Source organism: Parasediminibacterium schistidii (genome assembly GCF_046546515.1).
GTDB lineage: Bacteria > Bacteroidota > Bacteroidia > Chitinophagales > Chitinophagaceae > Parasediminibacterium.
This window is the reverse complement of the sequence record NZ_JBKHKJ010000030.1, coordinates 32595-48739: the sequence shown is the minus strand read 5'-3', so window position 1 is coordinate 48739 and position 16145 is coordinate 32595. Positions and strand designations below refer to the sequence as shown.

Sequence of the window (16145 nt, the reverse complement as noted above, 5' to 3'; positions counted from 1 at the left end):
TATTATTTAGCGTTATTTGAATGTTTATCCTACTAGTTTGGCAGGTTAATGGTTATTGTGTTGCCCTTGCGTTCCAACTTAAAGTCGGCAGTTGCTTCGAGGGATTGCAAAAGAATATCTAGGTTGTCGTTTGGTAATATGCCCGATATGGTTTTCTTGGCTACGCTGTCGCTGCCAAGTTCCATTTCCACGCCGTACAATTCCTTTATTTTTTCACATACGTCCACCATGCTGGTATTTTCAAAAAAAAGCCTTTTGCTCACCCAGGCTAGTTCTTTTTCTTCTTTCCCTGTTTCAGGCTTTATTGCTGTTTCATTTTCCATTGCTGCACTATAATTAATGTATTCTCCTGGGTGCAGTTTTATTTCTTTACCGTTTTGCAATTGTATGGTTACGCCGCCTTCTTGAAGCATAACCGTTGACTTGTTTTTACGGTTCAACACATTAAATTTAGTACCCGTAACCACAATGTCAAAATTGTCAGTATGTACTACAAAGCGTTCGTGGTTTGGTTTTTTGGATATATGAAAAAAGGCTTCTCCGTTTATCCATACCTCTCTTTGCTTGCTTTTTGCCCAGTCGGCAGCATAGCTTACAGAGCTATTGCTGTTTAGCAGCACAGACGAGCCATCGGGCAATACTTTCTCAGCAATCTCGCCAAAACTGGTCTTCTGGACTGTTTTGCCAAAAAATTCGCTGAAAGTATATAGCCCTGCGGCAACAAGCATTATACATGCGGCAGCCGTGCCCAGCCATTTAAGCCTAGACACATAAACTACTTTAGCAGGCTTTTTAAATGTATCTAAAGCCGCCATTAGCCGATTTTTCTCAAATTCTATTACTTCCCCTTGAACTTTTATTTCTTCAAGTTGTAAATTTTTGAATAACTTTAAGGCTTCGTCCACATTGCTGCTTTGTGCTGGATGCTCCACCATCCATTTTTGCCAATCGGTAGCAAGTATGGATTGTTGGTTTGAAGCCCAATCAATAAAGCCTTCATCAACCAATATTTCATCAATTTTTTTCATAGTTATGCTTTTTTCCTATACTTAATATGATAGAGTGCTTGCCAATGTAATAATGTAATGCGAAGAAAATAAAAAAAATGGGCGAAAGGGAAAATGATATTTTACTGTGGGAGCATTTTAGACAAGGGAGAAAGGACGCATTGGCTGAACTGTTTTGCAAATACTTTGCAGAGTTGTTTAAGTATGGTTGTAAATTTTCTGACGATACCGAGATGCTGAAAGATACCATACAGGAACTTTTCTTGGATTTGTGGCATCAAAAAGCACCACCACCAGTAAATTCCATCAAAGCTTACCTGATAAAAGCCTTGAAGTACAAGCTGCTGAAAGTAGTGGCAAAAGCAAAAAAAACGGGCAGCCTAGACGGGCAGTTGAATACGAGTTTTGAAATTAGCCACGAGTCTTTTTTAATAAGCAGCGAGGAAGACAAGAGAAAGGTTTTGCAGCTAATTGCCGCATTGGAGAAACTGCCCAACCGTCAAAGGGAAATTATTTACCTGAAATATTACCTCAATTTAAGCTACGACGAAATTTGCGATATTATGCAGATACAATACCAAGTAGCCCGCAACCAAATATCGCAGGCCATCAAAACATTGAAACAGATAGTAGGGGAAGGATTGCTTGTGTGGGCATTGTTACAAGTTAGATTGGCATAGGTTTTTTATTTTTGCCACGAATTCACGAATAAACACGAATAAACACGAATAAAAATATTAGTGCCATTAGTGCATTCGTGGCAAAAAAGAAACATAATAGCTGGCTATGCTTGCAATTTCTTTATTTCTTCTGTCAATTTAGGCACTACTTCAAACGCATCGCCTACAATGCCATAATCTGCAGCTTTGAAAAAAGGTGCTTCAGGGTCTTTGTTTATCACAACGATAGTCTTGCTCCTGTTTACGCCCGCCAAGTGCTGTATGGCACCAGAAATGCCGATGGCAATATACAAGTTAGGTGCAATTTGGTAGCCTGTTTGCCCCACATGCTCGTGGTGAGGCCTCCAATGTGCATCTGCTACTGGGCGACTGCATGCTGTTGCAGCATGAAGGCTATGGGCCAAGTCCTCAATCATACCCCAGTTTTCAGGGCCTTTCAGCCCACGGCCACCACTTACCACAATATCTGCCTCGGTTAGTGGCACTTCGCCCAATACTTTGGTGATATTGGTTATTTGTATTTTAGATTCGGGTACAGTTACCGCTAATTCAGTTACTTCTGCTACGCCGCCATTCTCGGTTACATGGAAGCTATTAGGGTTCAACGCAATTACCTTTATTGGGGAGGTAATATTGATATTGGCAAAAGCCTTGCCGCTAAACACTGTTTTCTTTACCACAAAACCATTAGTTGTATCGGGCAAAGCACAAGCACCAGATACCAAACCTGCTTTTAATCGTGCAGCTACCCTTGCAGCTACTGCTTTGCCTGTTTGGTTGTGGCTGAATACAACCACATTTGCACCAATTGTGCTTGTAGCCTCCGCAATTACCGAGGCATATACCTGCGAGTCAACATGGTTTAGCTTGTCGTTGTTCACGGTATATACTTTCTGCACGCCGTATTTGCCCAGTGCCGATAAATCGCTAGGCACGTTGCCCAGCACCAATGCGGCGGCAGTAGTGCCTAGCTGAGCAGCTATTTTGCTTCCATAGCTTAGAGCTTCGTAAGCAGCTTTCTTTATATGGCCATCTGCCTGATCTACAAATATTAAAACTGACATGAGAGGAATTTTAAATTATAAATTTTGCATTTTAAATTAGGTCAAGACTATATAACTTTTGCTTCCTCGTGCAGCAGCCTTGCCAGCTCTGCTACATTATCGGCAGCTACCAGTTTTACGCCTGCTTTTGCCGGGGCTAGTTCGTAGCTTGCTACTGTTGTAAGGGCATCTATGGCTGCTGGGGCCACTACTTTTAGTGGCTTTGTACGGGCAGCCATTATCCCACGCATGTTAGGGATGCGCTGCTCTGCGATACCCTTGGCACAGCTTACTACCAGTGGAAGCATTATCTCGGCAGTTTCTTCACCGCCATCAATTTCCCTTGTTACTGTTGCGGAGGTTGCCTCTACATCAAATTTGGTAGCCAAAGAAATGTACGGCAAATCTAGTAATTCGGCAATCGTGCCACCCACGGAGGAACCATTGTAATCGATGGTTTCCTTGCCCGTGAAAATCAAGTCGTAGCTGTTTTGCTGCGCAATGGCTGCTATTTGCGCAGCTATATAATAACTATCGTTGTTGCTGGCATCAATTCGATAGGCCTCGTCGCCACCTAATGCCAATGCCTTGCGGATGATGGCTTCGGTGTCTGCACCGCCTACTGTAACCAAATGTATAATGGTGGCAGGGTCTTTTTCTTTCAATTCTATGGCCCTAACCAAGGCGTACCATTCATCGTAAGGGTTTATTATCCATTGTGCCCCTGCGTCTTCAAATTGGGTATTGCCATTTTTGAAGGCTATTTTGGCGGTGGTATCGGGCGTTTTGCTGATGCAAACTAAAATTTTCATTGCGGTATCTATTTTATGCCATTAGGAACGAAAAAATACGGGCGGCAAATATATACCACCATTTTTTAATTAGGAATTAAGAATTAAGAATTCGGGACATACATAACTACTCATTCACCAGTTTTTCCACCCTTTTTGTGCCATCATACAGCGCATATTCTAGCAAGCGGCAATCAATCGTTGCATTGAAAAATTCTATCCGGCGGCTGGTTTTCAGTCGTATTTTTTTTGCTAGTTCCAAATTGCCAGTAAATATATAGCCAGTATATCCCGCACACTTATTTTTAAAGAAATCGCCTATTCTAGCATAAGTTAGTTCCAGCTCGGCTTCTACACCCAACCGTTCGCCATATTCAGGGTTCAGCATCACTACGCCATTAGTAGCGGTAGGTATGGTTGTTCGTTCAAAATCACATGTGGCAAAGTCTATTAGGTTTGCCACGCCTGCTGCTTCGGCATTCGTTTTGGCAACTGAAATGGCGGCACTACTTATGTCGCTAGCTATTATTTTTAACCCGCTCACTTTTTTTACAATCTTGTCTAGCTTTTCTCTCTCGGTGGTGTACATGTCTGGTTGGTAGCCTATAAGGTGCATAAAAGCGTATTGATTCCTCAACAAACCCGGTGTTCTGTTCGTTGCTATCAATGCGGCTTCAATAGCCAATGTGCCAGACCCACACATGGGGTTTACAAAAAGCCCACTTTTATCCCATTTGGTAGATAATATAGTGGCAGCAGCCAAAGCCTCCAGCATAGGGGCTTTGCCAGGCAGCTTGCGGTAGCCATGCTTGGTGAGGGTTTCGCCCGAAGTATCTATAAAAACTTCTGCCTCGCCATATTTCCAGAACAGGTTTATTACCACGCCTTTTAGTTCGGCCCCTGTTGATGGGCGTTGGTTGGTTTTGTCCCGCATGTGGTCAACAATGGCATCTTTTACCTTTAGATTGGCAAACATGCCATTGGTAATGGAAGAGTGGGATACATTGCTGGTTACAGAAAAATAGCCATCTGGTGCCAGTAGCTTGTCCCAAGGGATGGGCAATAGCGCATTGTACAATTCATCAGGGCTATCACAAGAAAAAGACTTGAGCGAATACATTACCTGGCTGGCACATCGCAGGTTTAGGTTCAGCCGTATGCAATCTTGCGCCGTGCCTATTAAGGTAACCGAAGTTTGCCCTGCAGCTTCAATTTCATACCCTAAAGCAATAACCTCGGCTTGCAATGCCGGCGAAAGCCATTTGTGGCAGGTAATAACAATGCGGCTCTTGGTAGTAAATACTTGCATAAGATGCAAACTTAATCATTGAAAATGAAGATTGAATTTTTGTTATTTTTTGCCATATTAATAGCCACGAAGGCAGAAAGTAGCCCTAAGAAAAAATGGAAATAAAGAGAGGTGGTGGGTGCTTTTCAAAACTTTGCACTTGGTTGTTTTCGATTTAAAAGAAGCTAAAGCATTGATACTGCAAAACACTGCTAGCCCAGGTGAAACACCGCTAGTGGTGCATGCCACACAAAGAATAGAAGGGTTTGAACGATGTTTTGGCAGGGCATTTTGACACCTTGATTTTAAATTTAGGCTTTTCAAAGCAGGTAACTCATTGAAATTCAGCATTTTTATACTTTTAAGAATGCGTATTTTGTGCGTATTTTGTGCCTACCTTTTGCGTGTTTTGTGCATATTTTGCGCTTAAAAGATGCCTACTTTCTGCGTGTTTTTTGAGTAAAAATAACATATTATAACTTTATAATTTTGATGTTAAATATTATACTACGAAGCCAATAGCCGTTGCTAGGGCAACCAGTTCGGTTGAACCCTAACGGGAACAAAGGAAGCCATATACTGTAAAATTGGGGATAATTTACTGGATATTGAAAAGGGGTGCATAAAAGCTTTTCGCTTTGTGGCGATATTCCCCAATCTTTAAAAACCTTATCTTTGTGCTAGGAATGCACTTGCTAAAAACCTAGGTTAAATGTATTTTACAAGCTATCAACCAGTACTTACATCAAAGTTCTTTTTTTATTAATATTAAGATAGTTTTAGCTTAAAAAATTAGCCTTGTATTGATGGCTGTAAAATAGGCAAAAAGTATGCACAAAATGAGCATAAAATACGCAAAAAGTATGCACGAATTACTCAAAAAATAGGCACAAAATACGCATAAAATACGCATAATATTTTGCCCCTATTGTTGATAATCAATGACTTAAAGGCGAGGGGATGTTTTTTCAAAAAATCGCGAATAGGAAAAAAGACCGAAAATTGTCAAAACTGAAACTATTTTAATAAAAACCCCGAAAAAAGTAATAGTGTAGAAATTGTATAAGTGTCCTCGTTTTGCATCCCATCTTTTTACCCGTGGGGTGTTTGTTCCGGCTTTTTGGGATAAGTGGCGGGTAGGGAGATACTAGGGTGTTTTTCACTAAAAAGCGAAAAACTTTTATGCACCCTTGAAAAGCACAATCCTATATGGGGGCATATTTCCCCCATATAGGGGGAGTTAAGAATTAGGAATTACACCCTGTAGCTCATCGAAAGGGATAGGTATTTTAAGACAAGAGCAAAAGCGAAATTTTGAAATGCACCCGATTGCTTTGTTTATTCTTAAACCTTTTGGCCTTTTCTGTCTCAGTACTTTTATGGCAGTTAGCAACTCAAAGAGAAAAAAGCTCGTATATCTATTGAAAGGGTTATATAAAAAATAAAAATAATCTAATTTTATTTTTTACTTTTACCCTATATACAATAACATTAGAAAATTGCTTGGATATGCTGCATGAAAAAAGTTTTATTGGCAAATACTACCTGTTTTTCATTTACCTACTTTTACTGTTGGTAGATTGTTGGTATTTATACACAGGCAAGTACAGTTACCGCATATACAGCAAAACGATTTTAATGCCTTTCTTGGTATTGTTTTTTATCAATAACAGTTCTTTTAACATCACTAGTACACCTGCTACGCTCACAGGCCGTATTTTGCTGTATATAGCTTTTGTTTTGGCATGGGCTTCTGATATATGCGGCACTATACAAAGCACGCTACTCTATAAAATTGCACTTTTATTATACCCTTTGGTATATCTATTGTATGCCATCATATTGCTACAAGTGCAGCGTGCCTCGTCTAGGGAGAAAAAAATCTTTATTTATGTAAAAAAAGCCTTGCCTACTTTTTTGATATTGCTTTTAATAGCCATGGTTTACCTGAATAAAATAGTTGGATTTGGCACGGAGTTTTATCAGTTGTGCATATATGCCAATACCATAATATTACTTTTGGCAGGAGCGTTTACTGCTAATTTATGGGGGGAAGTGGCTTTAGAAAAATTAAGGCTGATATTTGGAATAGGCGTTTTTTTATTAATCGCATCCAACATGATTTATGGCATTGATGAACTTCGTTACCATCGAACTTTATCTATATTGGATGTTTTGGTGGCACTTTCCAATGGGTTCTCCCAATTCTTTATCGTTTTGGGCATGATAAAATGGCTAAACCCAAAGAAAAAGAAAAGCATTGCTGAGTAATAATTGTGGCAAATGCAAACAACGCTTATACAATCAAGATTGATGGCAAATAAGCCCGTAAAGCCCCGAAAGGGTATCATATACTAACTATGGATATAGCCCATAGGCTAAAAGACAATATGCCTATTAATACACTAGTGCTATTAAGTCCTTTACGCAGTTTTTAGTTAAACCCGGATTTTGCAGTTGAAATCTATTGTAAGCCCCAACTACTTCAAACACAAGCATTTGCTTGATTTTTTGGCCTTGCCATAGTACACTATGTTTTCAACCAAAAATTCGGCTCAAATACTTGTCTTTATTGCATTTGAGCCTTTCATAACGAAGTCAACTGCAAAATCCGGGTTAAACCTCACCCCAACCCCTCTCCGAAGGCGAGGGGCAAAGCGAAAAACTTTTATGCACCTGCGCTATTAAGCCATTTACGCAGAACCATTTATCTTCGCAGCATGGAAACAACCTATACACTGCCAGAAATTGATACAGTAGCCAAACAGGTCTGGGAAGAAGGGAAACCTTATAAATTATGGGCTTTCCATGCAGCAATGGGTAGTGGCAAAACCACTTTTATACATGCTTTATGTAGTTTGCTGCAAGTGCAGGATGTTGTAAGCAGCCCTACTTATGCCATTATTAACGAATACCAAAGCCCTTTTGCTGGAACTGTTTACCATATAGACCTTTACCGATTGAAACACGAGGAGGAAGCCATTGCTGCTGGCGTGGATGATGCCATTGCCAATGCGGGCTTGTGCCTGATAGAATGGCCCGAAAAAGCCCCAGGTTTATTTGAGGATGGCCATACATTCCATGTATATATTGACCTAGGCGACCAAATGGAACGCCATTTGCATACTAAAGTTTTTTCGCCACAAAGGCACGAAGGCTCAAAGTAGCACTATGAAAATAAGAAAGAAAATAAAGAGAGAAACATAGCAAAATGCTTTGTGGCTCTTAGTGTTTTTGTGCCTTAGTGGATAGCTAAAAAGTGTATTTGCACCATTTTTAATAATTATATTCAGGGAACACTACGAATGCGGTAATTTTATCCCTGATTACTGTTCGTAAAATTGCAATCAATAAACTCAATGGCAACAAGCAAACCAATTATTTCTACTTCTTTCAATTATGAAACCTTGGAAGAAACACTGGACATTAAGCCGCAGGGTGCCAAACTAGAAATTGGCATACCCAAGGAATTTGCTTTCCAGGAAAACCGTATCTCCCTTTCGCCAGAAGCGGTAGGGGTGCTTGTAAGCAATGGTCACACCGTAATGGTAGAACACCATGCAGGCATGGGCAGCCACTACAACGACAAAGACTATGCAGAAGCTGGGGCAACGATTGTTTATGACAAAGCAACAGTTTACAAAGCCCCTATGCTGCTGAAAAGCGCACCAGTGGTGGAGGAAGACATGGATTTGCTGCAAATGAACCAAACCATTATCTCCCCCGTGCACCATTCTGCTTTAAAAGAAATCATCATTGCCAAGATGATGGAAAAAAAGATAACCGCACTAAGTTTTGAAAACTTAAAAGACGATAATGGCAGCTACCCAATAGTGCGAAGCATGAGCGAGATAGCAGGTAGTGCCTTGATGTTGATTGCTGGGCAATACCTAAGTAGCTTCAATAAGGGCAAAGGCGTCCTGCTGGGCAGTATTAGCGGCATACCACCCACCAAAGTAGTAATAGTAGGGGCAGGCATCGTGGGCGAAACCGCCACCCGAAATGCGCTTGCATTGGGGGCATCGGTAAAAGTATTCGACAATAATATCTACCGCCTAAAAGAACTGCAGAACAACCTTAGCCAACGAGTATGGACAAGTGTGCTGGAACCACGCATTTTGGCCAAGCAATTAAAAACCTGCGAAGTAGCTATTGGCGCATTGAGCAACGAATATGGCAGGGCACCGGTAGTGGTTACAGAAGAAATGGTGGCAGCCATGCGGCCAGGCAGCATTATACTAGACGTGGCCATAGACCGAGGCGGCTGTTTTGAAACAAGCCGCCTAACCAGCCACGAAAACCCCACTTTTGTTTTGCACAATGTGATACACTATTGCGTACCCAATATACCCAGTGGCTTTGCCCGCACTGCCAGCCAGGCCATTAGCAATGTATTGATGCCTTTATTGCTAACCATTAGCGATGAGGGAGGGCTGGAAGAAATGGTTTGGCACAACATTAACCTACGCGAGGGCATTTACCTGTTTAAAGGGGCTTTGACAGATTTCTATATCAGCCAGAAATTTGACCTGAAATATACCGATTTGAATTTGCTGATAGCAAGCAGGCGGTAATTAGGAATTAGGAATTATAAATTAGGAATTTCGTGTAATTCGTGTTTAAATAATTAATTTATGGAAACATCAATTAAGGAAAAGAAAGTCTATACGTTTGAGGAATATCTTGCTTTGGAAGAAGCAGATGGCATCCGTTATGAATTTTTCAATGGGGAGGTTTTTGCAATGGCGGGTGGTTCTATCAACCATTTTCGTGTAGCAAGAAATGTATCCGATGCATTGCGCCAGCTTTTTGAACCGAAAGGCTGCTATGTTTTTCAGGAAAATGTGAAGTTGCAACTGGAAGAAAATAATTATTACATGTACCCAGATGTAATGGTGAGTTGTAATGAAGAAGATTTGAAAGCAAGCCAGTTTATCTGCCACCCAACAATTATTGTAGAAGTGCTTTCTGAGACTACTAGCGAATACGACCATGTAGTAAAGCTGCAACGTTATATACGCACAGCATCCCTAAAATATTATTTATTGGTATCGCAAAAATACCCAACGATAGAAGTATATAGCAGGCAAAAAGAAACGCCTTTATTCACTTACGCACACTACCAAGGCATGGATACTAAGATAGAATTGGCCGAGGGCATAAGCCTATCCATGGAAGATATTTATAAAAATATCGAATTAACACCACCTACCCCTTAATAGGCTTTTCTAGTTTTAAACCAGGGTATTGGTCTATTGTTTCAAAAACATTGCGAGGGTCTTTTTTCAAAATAGCAATCAATTTTTCAAGGCTATCGGCAAATCGCTGCTTCCTAAACATCCTGTCATGAGCTAATAGTACAATGTGCTTGCTGGTGTGTACATGGTTTGCATCCAAGGCATTTTCTATTTCATGTGCCATTGCCGCAGGCTGTTGTATAGGGTAACTGTTTGCATGGTTAAACCGCCACTCCACATCCCATCCTACTACATTGTAACCAAAATTTACTAATATATTACACAATGGCTTTACTAAGGCAGATGCTTTTACCCAATTGTTACAAGCCCATGCACTATTGCCTGGCAGCCTTATTATTTTATATGGCACAGAAAGTGCTTGTTGTGCTTCATTAAAATCTGCCGCGGCCGCCACAGGGTTTTTATAAAAATGCACATATCGGCAGCCAGCATGGTCTGTACTGTGGTTGGCCACAAGCAAAGCAGGATAGCAGGCTTTTATTTTTTGCACAATTGCCCTCATTTTCGGGCTATTTGCATGGTTGGCCACCATAAAAAAAGTAGCTTTTACATGCCATTTTTTACAAAGTTCCATGCAAACCGCCGTGCCATTTTGTGGCCCATCGTCAAAGGTTAAATAGATATGTTGCTTTGCATCACCAATAGAGGCAGGCTTTCTGTTTTGGCTATTTGCAAAGTGTTTATTTTTTTCAGCTCGGGGTACTGAATAGGTTAGTTTCGGTATGCCAACCAACAAAAATAACAAGAAATACATAGTGAGGTTTTGTGCAGCAGCCTGCCTGTTTTTTTAATGCTTGGCGTGAAAATATTGTTTTTTATCAATTTATACATTAGATTTTTAAACCTACTATCTTTATAACTTAAATGATTGATAAAATGAAAAGTTCCTTCCCTAACCTCATTATTGGGCTTGCAATTGTAATTGCATCTATATTATTTGCCAATGCCTATAAATATAAATTTAAATCGAGCGAAATTATTAGCGTTACAGGCATTGCAGAGAAGAATTTTACAAGCGACTTGATTGTGTGGAAAGCAAGTTTTGAAAGGAAAACCCTATTGTTGAAAGACGCCTATACCCTCATCAAAAAAGATGAAGACGAGATAAGGGCTTATTTAAAAACCAAAAACGTAACCCCTTCGGAAACTGCTTTTTCATCTATTACCATCACAAAGGAATTTTCTGACAATTTTGATGCAAAGGGCAACAAGATAAACCCCACGTTTACTGGCTATAAGTTGAGCGAGGATGTTAGCGTGGAATCGCAGCAGATTGACAAAATTGAAAAAGTTTCGAGGGAGGTAACGCAACTGGTAGAAAATGGCATAGAAATAAATTCTTACGAGCCTTCTTACTATTACACAAAGCTATCTGACCTGAAAATTGATTTATTGGCAAAGGCAAGTGCCGATGCAAAAAAAAGGGCAGAAACCATAGCAGAAAATTCAGGAAGTTCACTAGGAAAAATCAGGAGTGCTGCCATGGGAGTTTTCCAAATAACTGGGCAAAACAGTAATGAGGCTTATTCAGAAGGCGGCACTTTCAATACTTCATCCATTAATAAAAAAGCAACTATTACTATCCGTATTGAATATGGGGTGAAGTAAACGGCCATTTAATCGATAAAAAAGCAATATAAAGACGTTTGCCCGTTACACACTATACACTTATGATAGTAGGTAAAATTCTTGTTAAACTGCTATATTGGTTGCTTATTGTAAAAAAAATCAATTGCATTTCCAATAGCGGCATCCACATTTAAACACACAATTTTTATAAAAATAATCAACCTATTTCAGGACAAGACAGGAAGGAACGAAGACACAAAGAAGTGCAAAGTTTTAAGCGAAATAAGAAAGGGAAAACATATAATCCTATCTTGTTTTTCTTAGTGCTGCTTTGAGCCTCAGAGCCTTTGTGGCAATATATCCCTTGCAAGTAGCCACAATAAACAATACTTTTGCGCCTCATTTTTAGCTAATTATTTTCACGATGGGCATAAGCGGTAAATACGAAGTGGTGATAGGGCTGGAGGTACACGCCCAGTTGCAAACAGAAAGCAAATTGTTTTGTGGCGACAGCGCTGCTTTTGGCGGCACGCCCAACACACATATCAGCGCCATTACCATGGGGCACCCCGGCACGCTGCCAAAGACCAATAAAAAAGCCGTGGAATATGCCATTAAAATGGGCATTGCCTGCAGGTGCGAGATAGAGAAAGACAACTATTTTGCCCGAAAAAATTATTTTTACCCTGATTTGCCCAAGGGCTACCAAACATCGCAGCACACAACCCCTATTTGCAAAGGCGGCTGGGTAACCATTACCACCAGCGAAGGCACAAGGGACATTGAGCTAAACAGGATACACTTGGAAGAAGATGCTGGCAAAAGCATACACGATTGGGAAGAAGCCTATACTTGTATAGACCTGAACCGTGCGGGCGTGCCTTTGATAGAAATAGTAACTGAGCCTTGCTTGCACAGCAGCGAGGAAGCCTACCAATATGTAACCGAGATACGCAAGCTAGTACAATGGATTGGCGTTTGCGATGGCAACATGGAAGAAGGCAGCCTAAGATGCGATGCAAACGTGTCTATCCGCCTGAAAGGCGAAAAGAAACTAGGTACTAAAGTAGAAGTAAAAAACCTGAACAGCATACGCAACGTAAAAAAAGCGATTGACTATGAGGTGGAACGCATGATAGCCATTGTAGAAAAAGGCGGCACCATCACGCAGCAAACACGCAGCTTTAATGCCGACAACGATACTACCTTCTCCATGAGGGACAAGGAGGAAGCAAATGATTACCGCTATTTTGCCTGCCCCGATTTGGCACCTTTCCATTTAACAGATGAATTTATCAATACAATAAAAGCAGGGCTGCCAACCTTGCCCAACCAATTGTCTGCTACTTACCAGCAGGACTTTGGGCTGAGTGCCTATGATGCGGCACAGCTTTGCGATGAAAAAGCCACGGCAGATTATTTTAATGAAACAGCAAAAGAAAGCAAGCACTACAAAGCCATTGTAAACTGGATTACTGGCCCCATAAAACAATATTTGAATGATAGTGGCCTTGCTATTGGTCAATTGAAACTGTCAGCCACCACGCTGGCGGCTTTGATACAATTGATAGACGATGGCAAAGTAAACTTCTCTGTAGCAGCCACTAAAATATTCCCAGTATTGCTGCAAGGCGATAAGCAGCCTATGCAAGTAGCAGAAGAACTAAACCTGCTGCAAGTGAGCAACAGCAACGAACTGGAAGCATGGGTAGATGAAGCAATTGCTAAAATGCCCGACAAGGCAGCAGAATACAAGAAAGGCAAAAAAGGGCTTATTGGTTTGTTTGTGGGCGAAGTAAAAAAACTAAGCAAGGGCAAGGCAGACCCCAAAGTGGTTACTGAATTGTTGCAGCAAAAATTGAATTAGCGCCCTTAGCCCCCTAAAGGGGAATAAATGTGTAGGCCCTGCCCCAGAAACACATAATATTATCTATTACGGCTAAGGCTTATTTCACCACATAGGTACATAGCTCACATAAATTTAAGCAAGCAAAAAGAAAGAAAACAATAGTTATTAACCTCGTTTTTTTTAGCGACAAGGGCACAAAAACACGAAGAAAAAGGCATTGACAACATAATTTTTTTTTTCTTCTCTTTAAACTTTGTGCCTCTTTATGTCTTCGTGCCTTCGTGGCAGATTAACCAAACTTGCACCTGATTAAAACTTTTATTTAAAATAAAATGCGGAAACTGCACATTGTATTTATATTAATCATTTCCCTAGCAGCCTGCAAAGGCAAGCGCAGCTACTTTGAAGTAAAGGGGACCATACTACATGCAAAAGGCAAAAAGCTAGTACTGAAGCAGTTGGCCATTGGCAACCAAAACCCTGTAATTGTAGATACTGCCCTGCTAAACCTCGACGGCAGTTTCTCAATGCGCACCTACATGCCGCTGGAGCAAAGCCTGTATGTTTTAAGTTTAGACAGCACAGATGTTTACCTAGTAAACGATGCACAAACCATTACCCTAAATGTTGACCTAGACCATTATAAAGCCTACACCGTGGATGGATCGCCTGCCAGCAAGCAGCTACATGCGTTTTTAGATAGTTATAGCAGTGGCTACGCAAAGCTGCTTGATAAAATAAACCTGTACGACACCATGCAGCAAAAAGAAGTATCAGACAGCATCTTGTCCATTTACAAAAAGGCAAAGGACAAGGCCTTGGCAGAAGTGAATAAACTGATTATTAATAATATCAGGGAAACACAGAACCCTGCCCTGCTTTCTTATTTTTTGGCAAAGTCGTTCGCCACTATGGACAAGGAAACCATCCATAAATTAACCAGTGAAGCAAAGGAAGAATATAAGAACAATAATTCTATTGCCTTTTTGGACAGGATTATTAAAGAACAGTTAAAGCAGGAACATCCATATTTTTTGCTGAACAAACTAGCCCCAACCTTTTCCTTGCCCGATACAGGCTGGAACCCTTACCACCTAGACAGCCTAAGGGGCAAATATGTGCTGCTCGATTTCTGGGCTAGTTGGTGCAAGCCCTGCCGGGACGAAAATGCCAACCATGTAAAAGCCTACCACAAGTTCAAAGGCAGGAATTTTACCATATTGGGCATATCGCTGGATAGCACACGCCGTGCTTGGAAGCGAGCCATAGACAATGACAATTTAGCATGGAGGCAACTAACCGATGGCAAACTATGGGAAAGCCCGGTGGTAAAAAAATACCAAGTAACCGCCCTGCCTTTTAATGTATTGCTAGATACAAGCGGCAAAGTAATTGCCGCCGACCTGCGTGGCAGGGAACTGGGTATGAAATTGTATGAGGTGCTGCCGAGGTAGGGGTTTGGGTGTGATGTATTAAAACAAATTATTAAAATGGCAACAGTATCTGGAACTTGCCGTGTTCTTTCAATTTTTCGTCTTCAAACAAATCAAAATAAAACCACCCTGCGTGCACAAAATTAGTATTGTCTAGCTCAAGGTCTGGCTCTTTCAATTGTTTTATTTGGAAAATTTCGGTGCCGTCTTCTTCATAAAAGACAATGCGATATTTGTGAATTTTTGAAAGTGGCAAGTGCAGGCTTACAAAATTATCGCTGCCAGTAAATACATATAAAGAAGGCTTCCATGTTGGTCTGGGTATGTATGGCTTAATAATAACCTCGTATTCGTTTGCACTGTACAGCGTATCTTTTGTATAGCTAATAATAGAATCCCTGAACCGTTTAAAATCGTTATAGCCCACTTTCTCATATATATCGCTCCTATTGCCTTTATAAATTGTTATCCATTTTTTCTCCAGTGGATTTTGGGCATTGGCATTCTCAGCCGCTATTGTTGCACCTATCTCCCGCTGGCTATTTTTCTTAGGCGATTGTGCCAGCCCCCCTCCTACAGTATTTTGTAAACTGATATAATTAGATGCTATGCCTACTGATTTTGTAAAAAAATATTGCCCTCCATCCAGTACATAAAATATTCGGTAATATACCTTCACACCCTTAGGCATACGGGCATCCAGAACCCCATTTTGAGGCAGTTCTGGCGACTGGGCAGAATATATAGTGGAGAAAAAATGGGTACTGTCGAAAGAACGCTGCACTGCCAGTTGAATACAGTTGTACTCATAAGGGTTTATCCATGTTATGAGCAACTTTGTACTATTCACGTCCCTGACATTAAATTTTGGCAAGGTATCCTGTGCCTGTGCGGCATTGGCAAGCAAAAAAGAAAGAATAAATACTGCTGGAGCTACTAACCTTTTCATCGGCGGCAAATATATACTATGAACTTGTTTGGGCTTTTTAATTTGATGCTAAAATATAGGCAAAATATACCACTGATTAAATGATTTGCATTATCCTGCTCTACGGGGCTTATAGCCTCGTAGGCTTATGCTGTTGCTTGGAGCAACAAAAAATGGCTGCCCGCGCGGGAAAAGCCATATGCTAAAGATTTACCAACTTCCAGAAAGCTGCCAAATTATAGCAAAAAAAGGGGCCATTTGCCAAAGTAAATAGCCGCTACCTTATCACTTAACGAATC

The 16145-nt window shown here is 40.8% G+C and carries 14 protein-coding genes; 8 read left to right on the top strand and 6 right to left on the bottom strand.

Translation table 11 applies throughout. The features are described 5' to 3' along the window. Positions 1-32: 32 nt before the first annotated feature. Positions 33-1028 carry a FecR family protein gene (locus tag ACHFIY_RS15745; RefSeq protein WP_410847073.1) on the bottom strand — a complete coding sequence of 332 codons (996 nt, stop codon included), beginning with the start codon at positions 1026-1028 and terminating at the stop codon, positions 33-35. Between the two features lie 77 nt (positions 1029-1105). Between ACHFIY_RS15745 and ACHFIY_RS15740 the strand changes: the two genes are divergently transcribed. Further along, the gene (locus ACHFIY_RS15740; protein WP_410847072.1) at positions 1106-1687 is read left to right on the top strand and encodes an RNA polymerase sigma factor; all 582 of its coding nucleotides are present in this window, start codon (positions 1106-1108) and stop codon (positions 1685-1687) included. A 104-nt stretch (positions 1688-1791) separates the two neighbouring features. Here ACHFIY_RS15740 and ACHFIY_RS15735 read toward each other — a convergent pair whose 3' ends face one another. From ACHFIY_RS15735 to ACHFIY_RS15725, 3 genes are all read right to left on the bottom strand, one after another. Further along, on the bottom strand, positions 1792-2751 hold the full coding sequence (locus ACHFIY_RS15735) for an electron transfer flavoprotein subunit alpha/FixB family protein (RefSeq protein WP_410847071.1): 960 nt from the start codon (positions 2749-2751) through the stop codon (positions 1792-1794). Positions 2752-2798: 47 nt separating this feature from the next. Then, a complete protein-coding gene (locus tag ACHFIY_RS15730) occupies positions 2799-3542 on the bottom strand; it encodes an electron transfer flavoprotein subunit beta/FixA family protein (protein ID WP_410847070.1) in 744 nt (247 codons plus the stop codon). Between the two features lie 106 nt (positions 3543-3648). Then, positions 3649-4830, bottom strand: coding sequence for a THUMP domain-containing class I SAM-dependent RNA methyltransferase (locus ACHFIY_RS15725; protein WP_410847069.1), 1182 nt, complete (start codon positions 4828-4830; stop codon positions 3649-3651). A gap of 1488 nt (positions 4831-6318) precedes the next feature. On the opposite strand from ACHFIY_RS15725, the gene ACHFIY_RS15720 reads away from it, so the two are divergent. From ACHFIY_RS15720 to ACHFIY_RS15705, 4 genes are all read left to right on the top strand, one after another. Continuing rightward, positions 6319-7080, top strand: a complete 762-nt coding sequence (locus ACHFIY_RS15720) for a hypothetical protein (protein ID WP_410847068.1) — start codon at positions 6319-6321, stop codon at positions 7078-7080. A 449-nt stretch (positions 7081-7529) separates the two neighbouring features. Next, the gene (tsaE, locus tag ACHFIY_RS15715) at positions 7530-7976 is read left to right on the top strand and encodes a tRNA (adenosine(37)-N6)-threonylcarbamoyltransferase complex ATPase subunit type 1 TsaE (protein WP_410847067.1); all 447 of its coding nucleotides are present in this window, start codon (positions 7530-7532) and stop codon (positions 7974-7976) included. 192 nt (positions 7977-8168) lie between these two features. After that, positions 8169-9383: an alanine dehydrogenase gene (locus tag ACHFIY_RS15710; protein ID WP_410847066.1), complete on the top strand. Its 1215-nt coding sequence runs from the start codon at positions 8169-8171 to the stop codon at positions 9381-9383. Positions 9384-9443: 60 nt separating this feature from the next. After that, positions 9444-10028: a Uma2 family endonuclease gene (locus ACHFIY_RS15705; protein ID WP_410847065.1), complete on the top strand. Its 585-nt coding sequence runs from the start codon at positions 9444-9446 to the stop codon at positions 10026-10028. Here ACHFIY_RS15705 and ACHFIY_RS15700 read toward each other — a convergent pair. Beyond that, the gene (locus ACHFIY_RS15700) at positions 10018-10821 is read right to left on the bottom strand and encodes a polysaccharide deacetylase family protein (protein WP_410847064.1); all 804 of its coding nucleotides are present in this window, start codon (positions 10819-10821) and stop codon (positions 10018-10020) included. The genes ACHFIY_RS15705 and ACHFIY_RS15700 overlap by 11 nt on opposite strands. 122 nt (positions 10822-10943) lie before the next feature. Here ACHFIY_RS15700 and ACHFIY_RS15695 point away from each other — a divergent pair, with 122 nt between their 5' ends. From ACHFIY_RS15695 to ACHFIY_RS15685, 3 genes are all read left to right on the top strand, one after another. After that, positions 10944-11675, top strand: coding sequence for an SIMPL domain-containing protein (locus tag ACHFIY_RS15695; RefSeq protein WP_410847063.1), 732 nt, complete (start codon positions 10944-10946; stop codon positions 11673-11675). A gap of 385 nt (positions 11676-12060) precedes the next feature. After that, positions 12061-13503, top strand: a complete 1443-nt coding sequence (gene gatB, locus ACHFIY_RS15690) for an Asp-tRNA(Asn)/Glu-tRNA(Gln) amidotransferase subunit GatB (protein ID WP_410847062.1) — start codon at positions 12061-12063, stop codon at positions 13501-13503. A 314-nt stretch (positions 13504-13817) separates the two neighbouring features. Further along, positions 13818-14939 carry a peroxiredoxin family protein gene (locus ACHFIY_RS15685; protein ID WP_410847061.1) on the top strand — a complete coding sequence of 374 codons (1122 nt, stop codon included), beginning with the start codon at positions 13818-13820 and terminating at the stop codon, positions 14937-14939. A gap of 31 nt (positions 14940-14970) precedes the next feature. On the opposite strand, the gene ACHFIY_RS15680 is transcribed toward ACHFIY_RS15685, so the two are convergent. Continuing rightward, a complete protein-coding gene (locus ACHFIY_RS15680) occupies positions 14971-15867 on the bottom strand; it encodes a hypothetical protein (RefSeq protein ID WP_410847060.1) in 897 nt (298 codons plus the stop codon). Between the last annotated feature and the right edge of the window lie 278 nt (positions 15868-16145).